Genomic DNA, 16,689 nt, shown 5'->3' with positions numbered 1-16,689 from the left:
AATTGGATCCATGGCATCCGCGGTCGGACAATATTTTCAAAATATCCGGGAATCGGCGGCCTCGATTTTCGAGGGCTTGACGATCACGCTGAGCCATTTGATCCGCAAGCCGGTGACCATCCAATACCCCGACAAGACTCCGCGGCCGGTCAGCGAGCTGATGCCGGAGCGGAGCCGGAGCTGGCTGCGGGTCGAGATGGACACCTGCACCGCCTGCCTGATGTGCGAGACCTCCTGCCCGATCGATTGCATCAAGATCACGGTGGCCAAGGACTCGCCGGTCGGCCGCGCGATGAGCCAATTCGACATCGACATGGCCAAGTGCATGTATTGCGGGCTCTGCACCGAGCCTTGCCCGACCGGGGCGATCCACTTCATCCCCGAGTTCGAGCGAGCGGCCTACTCGCTGGAAGAGATGATTTCGCACTTCGTGCCCGAGGGCGATTACGTGGTGCCCTACAAGCCGCCCAAGAAGGACAAGGGCGATGAGGCCGAGACTGTAGGGGCACCCCTTGCGGGTGCCCAGGGCGCGGAGCCGGCCGATGAGCCGGCCGACGCGGCCGAGAACGAAACTTTGCATTAAAATCCGCTGATGTTTAGCGGTGGGATTTATTGAGCGTATGAATCCGATAGAGCCACTTGTATTCACCGGTCTAGCCGCGATGACCATCGCCGCCTGCGTGCTGATCGCCTTCTCCAAGAACTTGGTCTACTCGGCCTTTTCCTTGCTCGGTGCCTTCGCCGGCGTCGCCGGCCTGATGATCCTGCTCGGCGCCGATTTTCTCGGCATCATCCAGATCCTAGTCTACGTCGGCGGCATCCTGGTCCTCTACCTCTTCGCGGTTTTGATGACCGCCGGCATTTCCGACGTGAAGCTTTCCAATCCGGTGACCTCGGTGAAGATCGCGGTTCCGGCCCTGATCCTGCTCCTGATCTTGCTGGGCAAGCTGATCTACGGCACCCAGTGGTTCGTCGCCGAGCAGCGGCCGATCGAGCCGACCACCGCGGCCATCGGCGAGGTGCTCTTGCAGGAATACCTCCTGCCCTTCGAATTGGTGTCGATCCTGCTCCTGGCCGCCTTGGTCGGCGCGGTCGCCGCCGCCAGGAGGGAAGTGAAATGATCGGCTTGCAGCACTTCCTTTTCGTGGCCGCCATCGTTTTCGCTTTGGGCCTTTACACCGTGGTGACCCGGCGCAACGCCCTCGGCATCCTGCTCGGCACCGAGCTGGTCCTGAACGCCGCCGCCCTCAACATGGTCGCCTTCGGCCACTTCGGCAATAAGACCATCGAGGGCTCGGTCTACGCGCTATTCGTGATCGTCTTGGCCGCGGCCGAAGCCGCGGTGGCCCTGGCCATCGGCTTGATGATCTTCCGGAATTTCAAAACGATCGACGCCAACAGCGTCGACGACATGAGGGGATGATGGAGCGCTTCTTCCTAGAATATAGTTGGGTGATTCCCCTGGCTCCGTTGGTCGGCTTCCTGATCAACGGCCTCGGCATTTTCCTGGGCTTGCCTTATTCCAAGTCCAAGCGCTTCTCGGGCACCGTCGCCTGCCTGGCGATCTTCGTGGCCTTCGTCTTCGCGGTCGGCGTCTTCTGGAACCTCCTGGGCCTGCCGGCCGAGGAGCGCTCGGTCACCCGGGTGCTTTACACCTGGCTCGAGACCAGCAACCTCAAGGCCGACGCGGCCTTCCTGCTCGACCCCTTAAGCTCGGTCATGATGATGATCATCACCGGCGTCGGCTTCCTGATCCACGTCTACTCGACCGGCTACATGGCCGAGGACCCGAGCTATTCGCGCTTCTTCACCTATCTGAACCTCTTCTGCTTCGCGATGCTCCTGCTGGTGATGGGCGACAATATTTTCATGCTGTTTATTGGATGGGAGGGCGTCGGGCTTTGCTCCTATCTGCTGATCGGCTTCTGGTTCAGCCACACGCCCAACGCGGTGGCCGGGATGAAGGCCTTCGTCGTCAACCGGATCGGCGACTTCGCCTTCATGGTCGGCGTGGCGGTCCTCTTCTGGGGCCTCTATTCCCAAGGCCACGGCACCGTGACCTTTAAGGAGATCGGCGAGCAGGTTCATCACCTTCAAGGCGTCACCTTCTGGGGTGCGCCGATCCTGGTCGTCGTCGGCCTGCTGCTCTTCGTCGGGGCCACCGGCAAATCGGCCCAGATCCCGCTCTATGTCTGGTTGCCCGACGCGATGGCCGGCCCGACGCCGGTCTCGGCCCTGATCCACGCCGCGACGATGGTGACCGCCGGCGTCTACATGATCGGCCGGCTGAATTTCGTCTACACCTTGGCGCCCGAAGCCCTGATCGTCGTCGCCACCATCGGCGCCTTGACCGCGGTCTTCGCCGCCTCGATCGGCTTCGCCCAGAACGACATCAAGAAAGTCCTGGCCTATTCGACGGTTTCCCAGCTCGGCTACATGTTCCTCGGCATGGGGACCGGCGCCTACGTCACCGGCATCTTCCACCTGATGACCCACGCCTTCTTCAAGGCCTGCCTCTTCCTGGGCTCGGGCTCGGTCATCCTCGGCATGCACCATGAGCAGGATATGCGTCGGATGGGCGGCCTCAAGAAATACATGCCGGTGACCTTCTGGACCTTCTTGCTCGCCACCATCGCCATCGCCGGGATCATCCCCTTCGCCGGCTTCTTCTCGAAGGATGAGATCCTCTGGAAGACCTTCGAGCGCGGCGGCCATCAAAATTGGTACTACGTTCTTTGGGTGCTGGGCGTGCTCGGCGCGATGGGCACCGCTTTCTATATGTTCCGGGCGGTCTCGATGACCTTCTTCGGCAAGCTGGGCGAGCGGGCCCATCTGATCCCGGCGGCCGAGCAGGTGGCCCATGACCTTCACCATGACGATGAAGAAGAGCCCCACGACGCGGCCGATGCGGCGGCGGCCCATGCCGACGCCCACGGTGCCCACGCTCACGATCATCACCACGCCCATGAGCCCCACGAGTCGCCGAAGTCGATGCTCTTCGCGCTGGTGGTCTTGGCGCTGCTCTCGGTCGTCGGCGGCTTGGTCGGCATTCCCTATGCCCTCGGCCATTTCCTCCACATCCCCAATTTCTTCGAGCATTGGCTGGAACCGGTCTTCGCGGCCGGCCACGGCGCGGCCGCGGCCCACCACGAGGTCCACGCCATCGAGTATTTCCTGATGGCCTTCTCGGTCTTCGTGGCCGCGGTCTCGATCTGGGCCGCCGTCGTCCTCTACACCAAGCGCCAGCAGATCCCGGCCGGCTTCGTCGAGAAGTACCCCCGGCTCTATAAGTTGGTGCTCAACAAGTATTACGTCGACGAGATCTATCAGAAGGTCTTCGTCAATAATTTGCTGCGCCTGAACAACTTCATGAGCGCCTTCGACGCCAAGGTGATCGACGGCTTGGTCAACTTGAGCGCGACGATCACCAAGGCTTTCGCCAAGGTCACCGGCTTCGTCGACAATTTTTACGTCGACGGCCTGGTCAATCTGGTCAGCGACACCGTGATCGCGGCCGGCGGCCAGCTCCGCAAGATCCAGACCGGACGGATTCAAAATTACCTCTACGCCGCGATGGCCGGCGTCTTGGTGCTGATGATTTGGAAATTACTGTAGGGGCACCCCTTGCGGGTGCCCCGTCTACCAGACGAATTTGGTAGACGCGGGCGGCCGCAAGGGCCGCCCCTACGATTTAGGAAACGAACATGAATATTCCGATTCTCTCTCTTTTGACTTTTACCCCGCTGATCGGGATTCCGATCATCGCGCTTTTGCCCAAGGCCAAGGAAAGCTTGGTCAAGTGGGTGGCGCTGATCGCGACCTTGCCGGCCCTGGGGCTGGCGGTGAAGCTCTTCATGGACTTCGACCGGACCAGCAAGGCGATCCAGTTCGCCGAGGGCCCGATCGACTGGATCACGCCCTTCCACATCCAATATTATATGGGCGTCGACGGCCTCTCGGTGACCATGGTCATCCTGACCGCCCTGATCAGCACCATCTGCATCATCGCGAGCTGGGGCATCGAGAAGCAGGTGAAGGGCTATTTCGTCCTCTTCCTGCTCCTCGAGACCGGCATGATGGGCACCTTCCTGGCCCTCGATTTCTTCCTCTTCTTCATCTTCTGGGAAGTGATGCTGCTGCCGATGTACTTCCTGATCGGCATCTGGGGCGGGCCGCGCCGGGAATACGCCGCGATCAAGTTCTTCCTTTACACCTTGGCCGGCTCGGTCTTGATGCTGCTGGTCCTGGTCGCCTTCTACCTCTACAGCGAAGGCCAGACCTTCAACATCATCGCCCTGCAAAACATCGATCTCCATCAGGGTCCGCTGGCGATCCCCGGAATCCGGGTGGCCTGCTGGGTCGGGCTCTTCATCGCTTTCGCGATCAAGGTCCCGGTCTTCCCTTTCCATACTTGGTTGCCCGACGCCCACGTCGAGGCGCCGACGGCGATCTCGGTCATCCTGGCCGGAATTCTATTGAAGCTCGGCACCTACGGCATGCTCCGCTTCAACTACCAGATGTTCCCCGACGTCACCGTCCAGCTGGTGAAGTGGGTCGCGGTCCTGGGGGTGATCAACATCATCTACGGCGCGCTCTGCGCGATGGCCCAGAAGGACTTCAAGAAGCTCATCGCCTACTCCTCGGTCAGCCACATGGGCTTCGTCCTCTTGGGCATCGCCTCGTTGACCGCCGAGGGCATCACCGGCGGCGTCCTCCAGATGTTCAACCACGGCACCATCACCGCCCAATTGTTCTTGATCGTTGGCATTATCTACGACCGGGCCCACCATCGCGACATCAACGGCTTTGGCGGCTTGGCCACCGCCATGCCGAAATACGCGGTTTGGACCGGCATCGCCTTCTTTGCGGCGCTGGGCCTGCCCGGGCTCTCCGGCTTCATCAGCGAGGCCCTGGTTTTCTTGGGCGCCTTCAAGAATTGGCCGGTCTACACCGCCATCGCCGTCACCAGCGTGGTGCTGACCGCGGCCTACATGCTTTGGTGCCTCCAGCGGGTCTTCCTGGGCCCGCTCAACGAGAAGTACAAGGGTTATCCCGACATCAACGGCCGCGAGGTCATCACCTTGCTGCCGCTGGTCATCATCGTGATCGCGATGGGCGTCTACCCCAAGCCGCTGATCAATATGGTGAGCGTGTCCTTGAACGGGATCAACGAGATGTTGGTGCCCTACGGCGCAAAGGTGGCCTCTGTTTTAGGATGGTAAAAGGGGAGCGGCCCTAAAGGGCCTTGCTACAGGATCTTGTAGCAAGGGGCTTTAGCCCCGCCCGACGGATGATTCATGCAAACGTTAAATAACATCGCCAGTCTTTGGTATTTTCTGCCGGAGTTTTTGCTCTCGGCGGTCTTCGTGCTGATCTTCTTGGTCGACCTGCCCCAGGGCCTGAGCCGGAAGCGCCTGCTCACTCCGACTTTGGCGGTGATCGGCCTGCTCGGCTACATCGGCCTGACCCTCTATTCCTGGGAATTCCCCAAGGTCGCGGCTTTCCACGGCATGATCGTCGTCGATCCCTTCACCAATTTCTTCCGGATCTTCGGGGCCATCACCGCCCTGGTGACGATCTACTTCAGCCTCAAGGCCAAGGAGCTGGCCGAGGCCGGAGCCGAATACTGGGCGATCCTGGTCGGCATCGTGATCGGCATGCCGATGCTGGCGGCCTCCAACAACCTTTTGATGATCTACCTCTCGATGGAGCTGGTCAGCATCCTCTCCTACATCATGGTCGGCTACCTGCCGGGCTCGCGGCGCTCGGCCGAGGCGGCGCTCAAATACGTCCTCTACGGCGCCACCGCCAGCGGCATCATGATCTACGGGCTCTCGCTGATCTTCGGCGTCACCGGCACTTTGGACGCGATCCAGATTCGGGCCTTCCTCGAGCAGAACCCGGCCGAGCGGCTGACCCTCTTCGTCGGCCTGCTGATGGCTTTCGCCGGCTTCGGCTATAAGATTTCGGCGGTGCCCTTCCACATGTGGGCGCCCGACGTTTACGAAGGCGCTCCGACCCCGGTCACCGCCTTCCTCTCGGTCGGCCCCAAGGCCGCCGGCTTCGCCATCATCCTGCGCTTCGTCTTCACCGCCCTGACCGTGCCGAGCGGCGAAAATTTCGTTCCGCTGAAATTTCTCGATATCTCGAACCTGCTCTCGCTCTTCGCGATCGCGACGATGGTGCTCGGCAACCTGCTCGCCATCCAGCAGAAGAACATCAAGCGGTTCTTGGCTTACTCCTCGATCGCCCACGCCGGCTACATGTTGATGGCCGCGGCGGCGATGAACACCGCGGGCATCAAGGCGGTGCTCTTCTATCTGATCACCTATTTCATCATGAACTTGGGGGCCTTTGGCGTGGCCATCGTGGTCCAGAACGAGCTCGGCACCGAGGACATCGAAGGCTACAAGGGCCTCGCCCGACGCGGCCGTCAGGGCTTCGCGATCGCCCTCAGCATGGCCTTGTTCATGTTCTCGCTGACCGGCTTGCCGCCCTTCGTGGGCTTCGTCGGCAAGTTCTATCTCTTCTCGGCCGTCCTGGAGGCCAAGCTCTATGCCCTGGCCATCATCGGCGTGGCCAACAGCGTGGTCAGCCTCTATTATTACGCCCGGGTCGTGAAGAACATGTTCTTCGACGATCCGGCCGACGAGAAGGCCATTTCCGGCGCGTCCTTGGGCATGTCGCGGGTTTTGGTCTGCTTGGCCGCGGCCACCCTCGTTTTCGGGCTCTTCTGGAAGTCGCTGGCGCTGGTGACCGCGGCTTCGGCCGATTTATTGCTGTAGGGGCACCCCTTGCGGGTGACCAATCCCCTAAACGTGGCTTCTAGATCCGGGCACCCGCAAGGGGTGCCCCTACGTCATAAGATCCTTTCGTTATGTGGGAATTTTCAGTAAAAAACGGCTGGAAGTTGAAGCGTCCCGTCCGGCTTGCCAAGAAAAAAGCGTCCTTGACTTGGGGAAGGGCGGGGCGATAAGCGCTTGCCTAATTCTTTGTTTTTCTAAAGGAAATGGGGTTTCGGCCGGATGGAGGTCGAGTTTAATAATTACCTTCCTTTGATCTTCGTGATCCTCTTGGGGCTCGTCTTCGCCGGATTGTTCCTCCTGCTCTCTTATGCCTTCGGTCCCAAGAAGCCGACGGCCAGCAAGCTCGACGTCTACGAGTGCGGTGTCCCCCCGACCGGCGACGCCCGCGAGCGCTTCTCGGTGAAGTTCTTCCTGGTCGCCATGATCTTTTTGCTCTTCGACGTCGAAGTGGTCTTTCTCTTTCCCTGGGCGGTCTTGCTCAAGGAGTTCAAGGCCGCCGGCTTGGGCGTTGGCGCCCTGGCCTCGATGGGCTTCTTCCTCTTCGTCCTGACCCTGGGCTTGGTCTATGAGTGGAAGCGCGGCGCTTTGGATTGGGAGTCTTGATGGCATCGGTCGCTGAAAACAACGTTTTGACCACCAAGCTCAGCGAGGTCGTCGCCTGGGGCCGGAAATACAGCCTTTGGCCGATGCCCTACGGGACGGCTTGCTGCGCCATCGAGTTCATGGGCGCCGTCTCCTCGGTCTTCGACATCTCGCGCTTCGGCGCCGAGCTGGTCCGCTTCTCGCCGCGGCAGTCCGACCTGTTGCTGGTCCTGGGGACCATCAACTACAAGCAGGCGGCGATCTTGAAGAAGATCTACGAGCAGATGTGCGAGCCCAAGTACGTCATCGCGGTCGGCGCCTGCGCTACCTGCGGCGGTTTCTACGACAATTACGCGGTGGTCCAGGGCATCGACGAGGTGATCCCGGTCGACGTCTACGTCCCGGGCTGCCCGCCGCGGCCCGAGCAAATCCTGCTCGCCATCGTCAAGCTGCAGGAAAAGCTCGATGCCCAGGCCCGCGGTGAGAAGGCGGTCGACCAAAAGCGGGCGGCGGATGAAATTTTGTATTCCTATCGGTAGGGGCGGGCCTTGCGCCCGCCCGCGTGTAAAACCTCGGATGGCAAATAGGGCGACCGCAAGGGTCGCCCCTGCAAAATGGATATTGAGCTGTTAAAAAATTCCTTTCCCCAGGCGATCAGCCGGGCCTATCTCGACAAGGGCCAGGCCGTGGCCGTGGCCAAGCCCGAGCAGCTCCACGACCTGTTGGCCGCGCTGAAGATCGAGCCGGGCTTCGATTTCAACTTCCTGATGGACGTGGTCGCCGTCGACTTCTTCGGCCAGAAGCCGCGCTTCGAGGTCGTCTACTTGCTCTATTCCTTGAAGCACAAGCAGCGCCTGCGGGTGAAGGTGAGGGTGGAGGAGGGGCAGAACCTGCCGACCGCCACCGATCTCTGGGCCAGCGCCGACTGGGCCGAGCGCGAGGTTTGGGATATGTTCGGCATCCGTTTCGACGGCCACCCCAACCTGAAACGGATCCTGCTCTACGAGGGCTTCGAGGGCCACCCGCTGCGCAAGGACTACCCGCAGGAACGCCGCCAGAAAATTCCCCAGATCGAGGAGATCCCGTGAGCGAAGGCCCGCACAAGGACGCGCTCAGCGCCAAGCCGGTCTATTTGAACCTCGGTCCTTCCCACCCGACGATGCACGGGACTTTGCGCCTGTTCGCCGAGCTCGATGGCGAGATCATCAAGCGGTCGGTCGCCGAGTTCGGCTACCTCCATCGCGGCTTCGAGAAGCACGCCGAAAACTCGACCTGGACCCAGGTCATTCCCTACACCGACCGGCTGAACTACGTCAGCGCGATGATGAACAACGTCGGCTACTGCAAGGCGGTCGAGGAGCTGATCGGGATCGAGATCCCGGAGCGGGCCAAGCTGATCCGGGTCATCGTCTGCGAGATGAACCGGATCATCGACCACTTGGTCGCCACCGGCACCAATATCGTCGACATCGGAGCCCTCACCAATTTTTGGTACTACTTCAACGTCCGCGAGAAGTTCTATGACATCATCGAGAAGCTCTGCGGCGCCCGCTTGACCACGGCCTACACCCGGATCGGCGGCCTGATGCGCGACATCTATCCCGGCTTCGAGGCCGAGATGCGGGCCTGCCTGAAAGAGACCGAGGAGGCCATTCAAGAGGTCACCGGCCTGCTCAACCGCAATAAGATTTTCCTCAACCGGACGGTCGGCGTGGGAGCCTTCGGCCCCGAGGACGCGATCCAGTATGGCTTCACCGGTCCCTGCCTCCGGGCCTCGGGCGTGCCCTACGATTTGCGCAAGGATCATCCCTATTACGATTATGAGACTTACGACTTCGAAGTGGTGGTCGGCGAGCACGGCGATTCCTACGACCGGATCGTGGTCCGCTTCGAGGAAATGCGCCAGAGCGCCCGGATCATCGAGCAGGCCATGGCCCGGCTCAAGCCCGGCCCGATCCTGAGCGACGACAAGCGGGTGGCCTTGCCGCCCAAGGCCGAGGTCTACACCAATATCGAAGCCCTGATGAACCACTTCAAGCTGATCTACGAGGGCATCCGGCCGCCGGCCGGCGAGATTTACAGCGCCACCGAGGCCGCCAACGGTGAGCTCGGCTTTTACATCGTGAGCGACGGCTCGGGCACCCCTTACCGCGTCAAGTGCCGGCCGCCCTGCTTCCCGATCTACCAGGCTTTTCCCAAGATGGTCGAGGGCCGGATGATCTCCGATGCCGTCGCGATCCTGGGCAATTTGAACATCGTGGCGGGGGAGCTGGACCGGTGAACGCCTTCCAATACAGCCCCGAGAACAAGAAGCGCTTCGACGAAGTCCTGCGGCGCTATCCGGTGAAGCGGGCCGCGATGCTGCCGGCGCTCTGGCTGGTCCAGCGCCAGGAAGGCTGGGTTTCGCCCGAGGCGATGGAATACGTCGCCGGCCTGCTCGAGCTGGCGCCGGCCCGGGTCTACGAGGTGGCGACCTTCTACACGATGTTCAACCTCCATCCGGTCGGCAAATACCATTTCCAGGTCTGCCGGACCTTGCCTTGCCAGCTGATGGGCGCCGAGAGGATCACCGAGCATTTGGAGAAGAAATTGAATCTGAGGTGCGGCGAGACCGACAAAGCGCTGCGCTTCACCTTGAGCGAGGTCGAGTGCCTCGGCTCCTGCGGCACCGCGCCGATGCTGCAGTTGAACGACGAATATCACGAGAACCTGACGCCGGAGAAATTGGACGCCCTGATCGCGTCGTTGAAATAAAGGTAGGGGGCGGCCCTTGCGGCCGCCCGGTACACCGACATGGGGTAGACGGGGCGACCGCGAGGGTCGCCCCTACGATATGGAAAAAATATTGACCAAAAATTGGGGCGTGAAGGATTCGCACAAGCTCTCGGTCTACGAGTCGAATGGCGGCTACCGGACCTTGACAAAGCTCTTCGCGATGAAGCCGGTCGACGTGGTCGAAGAGGTGAAGAAATCGGGTCTCCGCGGCCGCGGCGGCGCCGGCTTTCCGACCGGCCTGAAGTGGAGCTTCGTTCCCCAGGACAATCCCAAGCCCAAATACCTCTGCGTCAACGCCGACGAGAGCGAGCCCGGGACCTTCAAGGACCGTTTCATCATGGAGCTCGATCCGCACTTGCTCCTCGAGGGCATCATCGTCTGCTGCTACGCCATCCGCTCTCATACCGCCTACATCTACATCCGGGGCGAGTTCGTCTTTCCCTACCATCGTTTGGAAGAGGCCGTCGCCGAGGCCTACGCCAAGGGCTATTTGGGCAAGAACATCCAAGGCAGCGGTTACGACCTCGACGTCTACGTCCACCGCGGCGCCGGCGCCTACATCTGCGGCGAAGAGACGGCTTTGATGGAGTCGCTCGAAGGCAAGCGCGGCTGGCCCCGCTTGAAGCCGCCCTTCCCGGCGGTGGTCGGCCTCTTCGGCTGCCCCACGGTCATCAACAACGTCGAGACCATCGCCGCCTTGCCCTACATCATGAGGGAAGGCGCCGACGGCTATCGCAAGTTCGGCACCGAGAAGAGCCCCGGCACCAAGCTCTTCTCGGTCAGCGGCCACGTCCAGCGACCCGGCAACTACGAGGTTCCGCTGGGCTATCCGCTGAAGAAATTGATCTATGAGGACTGCGGCGGGATGCGCGACGGCAAGGCCTTGAAAGCCGTGATTCCCGGCGGCTCCTCGGTGCCGGTGCTCACTGCCGCCGAATGCGAGGACCTCACCCTCGATTACGAGGCTTGTGTGGCTAAGGGCTCGATGCTCGGCTCGGGCGGCCTCATCGTGATGGACGAGACCGTCGACATGGTGAAGGCCCTGGAGAATCTGGCTCATTTTTACTCCCACGAGTCCTGCGGCCAATGCAGCCCCTGCCGCGAGGGCACCGGCTGGTCCTACAAGATCCTGAAGCGAATGGTGGCGGGGGAGGGCCGGCCCGGCGACATCGAGCAGCTGGTGGCCAACGCCGACAACATGGCCGGCAAGACGATCTGCGTCCTGGCCGACGCCCTGGCCATGCCGATTTGGAGTTACGTGAAGAAATTCCGTAAGGAATTTGAGAAGTATATCAATTTGTAGGGGCGGGCCTTGCGCCCGCCCGCGTGCACGGATTTTATGCCCACTTTAAGCATTGATGGAAAACAGGTTACAGTTCCCGACGGCACCAGCGTCTTCGAAGCCGCGCGCCAGAACGGCATCGCGATTCCCCATTTCTGCTACCACCCCAAGCTCTCGATCGCGGGCAATTGCCGGATGTGCCTGGTCGACATCGAGAAAATGCCCAAGCCGGCCATCTCCTGCAACACCGTCGCCACCGAGGGCATGGTGGTCCACACCGCCACCGAAAAGGTCCAGGCCCTGCAGAAGAACGTCCTCGAGTTCATCCTGATCAACCATCCGATCGATTGCCCGGTCTGCGACCAAGCCGGCGAGTGCAAGCTCCAGCAGTATTACATGGATCACACCCTGACCGAGTCGCGCTTCCGCGAGGAGAAGGTCAAGAAGCCGAAGAAGGTCGATCTCGGGCCCTACGTCATGCTCGATGACGAGCGCTGCATCCTCTGCACCCGCTGCGTCCGCTTTTGCGACGAGGTCAGCAAGACCGGCGAGCTCTGCGTCAGCCAGCGCGGCGATCGCTCGACTCTGACCACCTTCCCCGGCAAGCAGCTCGACAACAAGTATTCGCTCAACACCGTCGACATCTGCCCGGTCGGGGCCCTGACCAGCAAGCCCTTCCGCTTCCAATGCCGGGTCTGGTTCCTCAAGAGCACGCCCTCGATCTGCACCGGCTGCTCGACCGGCTGCAACATCAACATCAACCACCACGACGGCAAGGTCTACCGCTACCTCCCGCGGGAGAACGAAGCGGTCAATCAATGTTGGACCTGCGACGAGGGCCGGCTCTCCTATCCTTTTATCAACGAGAACCGGATCTTTCGGCCGGCGCTGCGGATCGACGACAAGCTCGGTCCGGCCAGCGTCGAGGACGCGGTCAGCGAGGCCGCCGAGGCCATCGCCCGCTTGGCCCCGGAGGACGCGGTTTTCCTGGGATCGGCCTACGAGTCCAACGAGAACAACGCCGCCCTGAAGAAGCTGGCCGAGAGCTTGGGGGTTCGCGATCTGCAGTATTCGGCCCATGAGGTCGAGAACCCTTATTCCGACGATTTTCTGATCAAGGCCGACAAGAATCCCAATCGGGCCGGCGTCGAGCGGCTGGGCTTCAAGAAATTCAGCGGCGGGACCAACCTCAAAGTGGTGGTGGCCTTGGAAGGATTGAGCAAGGCCGATCTCAAGCGATTGAAAGAGGAGGAGCCGGTGCTCTTCGTCCTCCTCGCCAGCAACCAAAGCGAGGCGGCCGAGTACGCCGACGTGGTCTTGCCGGCGGCGGTTTTCGCCGAGCAGGAAGGGACCTTCACCAATTTCCAAAACCGGGTCCAGAAATTCGAAAAAGCCTTGGAGCCGGAGGGCGAGATCCGGCCGGCTTGGCGTTGGATCGAGGCCATCGCCCGGGCGATGGGCCAGGAATGGCGAATTCCCTCGGCCGAGAGTCTGCTCGAGGAGAGCTTTGGTTTTGGCTATGCGGCGCTGGGCGCCGGAGGAAAAGTTTTATAAAGAAGGACACCCCCCTTTGAAAAAGGGGGGCAGGGGGGATTTAAAGACGCGGCGTAAGTCCAAGCATACTTTGATGGTCATGCCGTCGCTTTAAATCCCCCCTTGGTCCCCCCTTTTTCAAAGGGGGGAAATTAGAATGCGATGCTAGTAATCACGCTCAAAATCCTGATTCCCTTCCTGATCCTGATGCAGATCCTGCCTTTCTTGATCTGGCTGGAGCGGAAGGGCGCGGCCTATATCCAGGACCGCCGCGGCCCCAACCGCGCCTCGATCCTGGGCCTCCGCCTCGGCGGCCTCATTCACAGCCTGGCCGACGTGGTGAAGCTGGTCTTCAAGGAAGACATCTACCCGACCAAGGCCAATAAGTTCGTCTACGCTTTGGCCCCCTTCTTGGCGATGGCCGTGGCCTGCATGACCTTCGCGGTCATTCCCTGGGCCGCGCCTTTGTCGCTGAACGGCCAAGCCTTCAGCTTGCAAGCCGCCGACTTGAGCGTCGGCATCCTCTATATTTTCGCGATCTCCTCGATGGGGGTTTACGGCATCATGCTCGCGGGCTGGGGCAGCAACAACAAGTACTCGCTGCTCGGCGGGCTGCGCTCCTCTTCCCAGATGATCAGCTACGAGCTGACCCTGAGCCTCTCGGTGGTCGGGGTGCTGATCCTGGCCGGCAGCCTCGATCTCGGGACCATCGTCGCCGACCAGAGCGAGAAGCTTTGGAATTGGAACGTCCTGCGCCAGCCCTTGGGCTGCCTGCTCTTCATCGTCGCGGCCTTCGCCGAAACCAACCGCTTGCCCTTCGACCTGCCCGAGGCCGAGGCCGAGCTGGTGGCCGGCTATCACGTCGAGTACAGCTCCCTGAAGTTTGCCCTTTTCTTCATGGCTGAGTACGTCAACATGACGATTGCTTCGGCCCTCATGGCGACGCTCTTTTTCGGCGGCTGGCAGGTTCCCTTCGTCGCCACCGAGACCTTGCGGGCCCACGCCACTCCGATTCTCTATTATTCGGTGATCGGCTTTGGGGTGATCTCGATCCTCTTGGGCTGGATTATTCTCAAGCGCAAGCGGGTGGCCAATTACCGCGATGCCCGGCGCTTCGAGCCCAAGGTCGTCGGCATCCCGGCGATCTTGGTGGGCATGATCCTGGTCGTCGGCCAGACCCTCTTGGGCCCGGTCGCCCTGGGCTCGACCGGCTCTCAGGTGGCGGCCGCGGCTTTTCAATTCGGCGCCTTTCTGGCCAAGATTTTGTTCTTCTGTTGGGTTTTCATCTGGGTCCGCTGGACCCTGCCGCGCTTCCGCTACGATCAGTTGATGCAATTGGGCTGGAAGGTGATGCTGCCGCTGGCGATCGTCAACGTGGCGGCGACGGCGGCGGTTTATTTGTTGTTGTAGTGTCATTCCGAGGAGCGTAAGCGACGAGGAATCCCTGCGGAGATTTTTTGTATTAACAAACTCCGCAGGGATCCCTCGCTTCGCTCGGGATGACAAAGGCGATGAGATGACCGGTTTTGCGATTTTATTTTATGTCTTAGCCGCGATGGCGGTGATTTCGGCGACCGGAGTGATCGGCTTCCGGAACCCGATCTACTCGGCGCTCGCGCTGGTGGTGACGCTGATCTCGCTGGCCGGGCTCTACGTCACTTTGCAGGGCAACTTCCTCGGCGTGATCCAGGTGCTGACCTACGCCGGCGCGATCTTGGTTCTTTTCATCTTCATCATCATGCTGCTCAACCTCGAGGAGAGCGAGCTTCACGAGAAGGGGTACGACTGGGCCGGCAAGACCTTGCTCGCCGTCTCGGCCCTCGGCCTTTTTCTGGCCCTGGGCTACGTCCTGACCCGGCCGAAGCTGCCGGTGGCCGTCTTGCCGGCCGGTTTCGGCGAGGTCGCGGCCTTGGGCCGGGAGATGTTCGGCCCCTGGGTGGTGCCCTTCGAGCTGGCCGGGATTCTGCTGACGGTGGCGCTGATCGGCGCGGTGCTCTTGGCCAAAAGGAAATTGGAAACGAAATGATCACCTTGAACCATTACCTGGTGCTCGCCGCCGCCCTCTTCGTGATGGGCTTCGCCGGCGTCGTGCTGCGGCGGAACACCTTGATCATCTTCATGTCGATCGAGCTGATGCTCAACGCGGTCAATTTGGCCTTCGTGACCTTTTCCCGGGCTTGGGGAACCTTGGACGGCCAAATGGCGGCCTTTTTCGTGATCGTCCTGGCCGCCTCCGAAGCGGCGATCGGCTTGGCCATCGTGGTCCTGGTCTTCCGGCGCCGGGCCTCGGTTCAAACCACGACGCTCAACACCTTGAGGGATGCGGCCCATGTCGATTAGCTTGATCATCCTATTCCCGCTCTTGGGCGCCTTGATCAACGGCGGCTTGGCTCTGCAGGCCTCGGCCCGCAAGAAGCCGGCCTCCGAGGCCTTGGTCAGCCTGATCGGTGTCGCTTTGCCGCTGGCCGCCTTCGCCGTCTCGCTCTATTTGGGCCTGCCTTTCCTCAAGGGGGTTTCGGCCCCGCTGCGCGAAAACCTTTTCTCATGGATCGCGGTCGGAAATTTCCAAGTCGATGCCGCGCTGGCCATCGACCGCCTCTCCACCGTGATGATCTTGATCGTCACCGGGGTCGGCAGCCTCATCCACCTCTATTCGGTCGGCTACATGAAGGGCGATCCGGCCTTCGCCCGCTACTTCGCTTATCTGAACCTCTTTCTGGCCTCGATGCTCATCTTGGTCCTGGCCGAGGACTTGCTCCTCCTCTTCGTCGGTTGGGAAGGGGTGGGACTCTGCTCTTATCTCTTGATCGGCTTTTGGTTCGAGGACGCCGAGAAAGCCTATGCCGGCAAAAAGGCCTTCATCGTCAACCGGATCGGCGATTTCGGATTTCTGATCGGGATCTTCATGATCCTGGCGACGCTGGTGCCGCAGCTGCCCCACGCCATGCCGATCCTCAATTTCGAGGTGCTGGCCAAATTCGCCCCGGCCTTGACCGGCCTGGCTCCGCTGATCGGGCTCTTCCTCTTCATCGGCGCCACCGGCAAATCGGCCCAGATCCCGCTCTATATCTGGCTGCCCGACGCGATGGCCGGACCGACGCCGGTTTCGGCTCTCATCCATGCCGCGACCATGGTGACCGCCGGCATCTACATGATGGCCCGCTTGCATTTTCTCTTCGACATGGCCCCCCAGACCTTGGAGATCGTGGCGGTGGTCGGCGCCGCGACCGCGCTCTTCGCCGCCCTGATCGGCCTGGTTCAGAACGACATCAAGAAGGTCCTGGCCTATTCGACGGTCTCCCAGCTCGGCTACATGTTCTTGGGCGTCGGGGTCGGGGCCTACAGCGCCGGAGTTTTCCATTTAATGACCCACGCTTTCTTCAAGGCCTGCCTATTCCTCGGCTCGGGCTCGGTGATCCATGCCCTGAGCGGCGAGCAGGACATCCGCAAGATGGGGGGCTTACGCAAGGCCATGCCGATCACCTTCGCCACCTTTCTGGTGGCCACGCTGGCGATTGCCGGCATCCCGCCTTTCTCGGGCTTTTTCTCGAAGGATGAAATTCTTTGGCAGGCCTTCCACCGCGGCCACACCGTGCTCTGGGCGATGGGTCTGTTGACCGCGGCCCTGACCAGCTTCTACATGTTCCGGCTCTTCACCCTGACTTTCCTGGGCGAGCAGCGCCTGACCGAGCACGCCAAGCACCACCTCCA

General features: G+C 61.3%; 17 protein-coding genes. All 17 read left to right on the top strand.

Annotated features, from left to right (window positions below):
* Positions 1 to 10 precede the first annotated feature (10 nt).
* Positions 11 to 583, top strand: coding sequence for an NADH-quinone oxidoreductase subunit I (locus VJR29_10105; protein ID HKY63761.1), 573 nt, complete (start codon positions 11 to 13; stop codon positions 581 to 583).
* 37 nt (positions 584 to 620) lie between these two features.
* The gene (locus VJR29_10100) at positions 621 to 1,121 is read left to right on the top strand and encodes an NADH-quinone oxidoreductase subunit J (protein HKY63760.1); all 501 of its coding nucleotides are present in this window, start codon (positions 621 to 623) and stop codon (positions 1,119 to 1,121) included.
* The gene (nuoK, locus tag VJR29_10095; GenBank protein ID HKY63759.1) at positions 1,118 to 1,423 is read left to right on the top strand and encodes an NADH-quinone oxidoreductase subunit NuoK; all 306 of its coding nucleotides are present in this window, start codon (positions 1,118 to 1,120) and stop codon (positions 1,421 to 1,423) included. The genes VJR29_10100 and nuoK (VJR29_10095) overlap by 4 nt, the downstream gene beginning before the upstream one ends.
* Complete coding sequence (gene nuoL / locus VJR29_10090; GenBank protein HKY63758.1) at positions 1,423 to 3,615, top strand: NADH-quinone oxidoreductase subunit L; 2,193 nt, start codon at positions 1,423 to 1,425, stop codon at positions 3,613 to 3,615. The genes nuoK (VJR29_10095) and nuoL (VJR29_10090) overlap by 1 nt, the downstream gene beginning before the upstream one ends.
* A gap of 89 nt (positions 3,616 to 3,704) precedes the next feature.
* Complete coding sequence (locus VJR29_10085; protein HKY63757.1) at positions 3,705 to 5,222, top strand: NADH-quinone oxidoreductase subunit M; 1,518 nt, start codon at positions 3,705 to 3,707, stop codon at positions 5,220 to 5,222.
* Between the two features lie 75 nt (positions 5,223 to 5,297).
* The gene (locus VJR29_10080) at positions 5,298 to 6,785 is read left to right on the top strand and encodes an NADH-quinone oxidoreductase subunit N (protein HKY63756.1); all 1,488 of its coding nucleotides are present in this window, start codon (positions 5,298 to 5,300) and stop codon (positions 6,783 to 6,785) included.
* A 240-nt stretch (positions 6,786 to 7,025) separates the two neighbouring features.
* Complete coding sequence (locus VJR29_10075) at positions 7,026 to 7,409, top strand: NADH-quinone oxidoreductase subunit A (protein HKY63755.1); 384 nt, start codon at positions 7,026 to 7,028, stop codon at positions 7,407 to 7,409.
* Positions 7,409 to 7,927, top strand: a complete 519-nt coding sequence (gene nuoB, locus VJR29_10070) for an NADH-quinone oxidoreductase subunit NuoB (protein HKY63754.1) — start codon at positions 7,409 to 7,411, stop codon at positions 7,925 to 7,927. Before VJR29_10075 ends, nuoB begins: the two co-directional genes overlap by 1 nt.
* A 75-nt stretch (positions 7,928 to 8,002) precedes the next feature.
* Positions 8,003 to 8,476 carry an NADH-quinone oxidoreductase subunit C gene (locus tag VJR29_10065; GenBank protein HKY63753.1) on the top strand — a complete coding sequence of 158 codons (474 nt, stop codon included), beginning with the start codon at positions 8,003 to 8,005 and terminating at the stop codon, positions 8,474 to 8,476.
* Positions 8,473 to 9,669, top strand: a complete 1,197-nt coding sequence (nuoD, locus tag VJR29_10060) for an NADH dehydrogenase (quinone) subunit D (GenBank protein HKY63752.1) — start codon at positions 8,473 to 8,475, stop codon at positions 9,667 to 9,669. The genes VJR29_10065 and nuoD overlap by 4 nt, the downstream gene beginning before the upstream one ends.
* Entirely contained in the window at positions 9,666 to 10,142 is a 477-nt protein-coding gene (gene nuoE / locus VJR29_10055) for an NADH-quinone oxidoreductase subunit NuoE (protein ID HKY63751.1), read from the top strand. Before nuoD ends, nuoE begins: the two co-directional genes overlap by 4 nt.
* A gap of 91 nt (positions 10,143 to 10,233) precedes the next feature.
* Complete coding sequence (gene nuoF, locus VJR29_10050) at positions 10,234 to 11,466, top strand: NADH-quinone oxidoreductase subunit NuoF (protein ID HKY63750.1); 1,233 nt, start codon at positions 10,234 to 10,236, stop codon at positions 11,464 to 11,466.
* Between the two features lie 36 nt (positions 11,467 to 11,502).
* Positions 11,503 to 12,999 carry a molybdopterin-dependent oxidoreductase gene (locus VJR29_10045; GenBank protein HKY63749.1) on the top strand — a complete coding sequence of 499 codons (1,497 nt, stop codon included), beginning with the start codon at positions 11,503 to 11,505 and terminating at the stop codon, positions 12,997 to 12,999.
* Positions 13,000 to 13,140: 141 nt separating this feature from the next.
* Positions 13,141 to 14,388: an NADH-quinone oxidoreductase subunit NuoH gene (nuoH, locus tag VJR29_10040; GenBank protein HKY63748.1), complete on the top strand. Its 1,248-nt coding sequence runs from the start codon at positions 13,141 to 13,143 to the stop codon at positions 14,386 to 14,388.
* Positions 14,389 to 14,494: 106 nt separating this feature from the next.
* On the top strand, positions 14,495 to 15,004 hold the full coding sequence (locus tag VJR29_10035; protein HKY63747.1) for an NADH-quinone oxidoreductase subunit J: 510 nt from the start codon (positions 14,495 to 14,497) through the stop codon (positions 15,002 to 15,004).
* A complete protein-coding gene (nuoK, locus tag VJR29_10030) occupies positions 15,001 to 15,318 on the top strand; it encodes an NADH-quinone oxidoreductase subunit NuoK (GenBank protein ID HKY63746.1) in 318 nt (105 codons plus the stop codon). The genes VJR29_10035 and nuoK (VJR29_10030) overlap by 4 nt, the downstream gene beginning before the upstream one ends.
* On the top strand, positions 15,299 to 16,689 hold a 1,391-nt coding region (gene nuoL / locus VJR29_10025; GenBank protein HKY63745.1), incomplete at its 3' end, for an NADH-quinone oxidoreductase subunit L. The genes nuoK (VJR29_10030) and nuoL (VJR29_10025), both read left to right, overlap by 20 nt.

Source organism: bacterium, assembly GCA_035281585.1.
Lineage (GTDB): Bacteria > UBA10199 > UBA10199 > DSSB01 > DSSB01 > DATEDP01.
The sequence above is the reverse complement of the archived record's forward strand: the minus strand, read 5'-3'. Positions and strand labels throughout refer to the sequence as shown.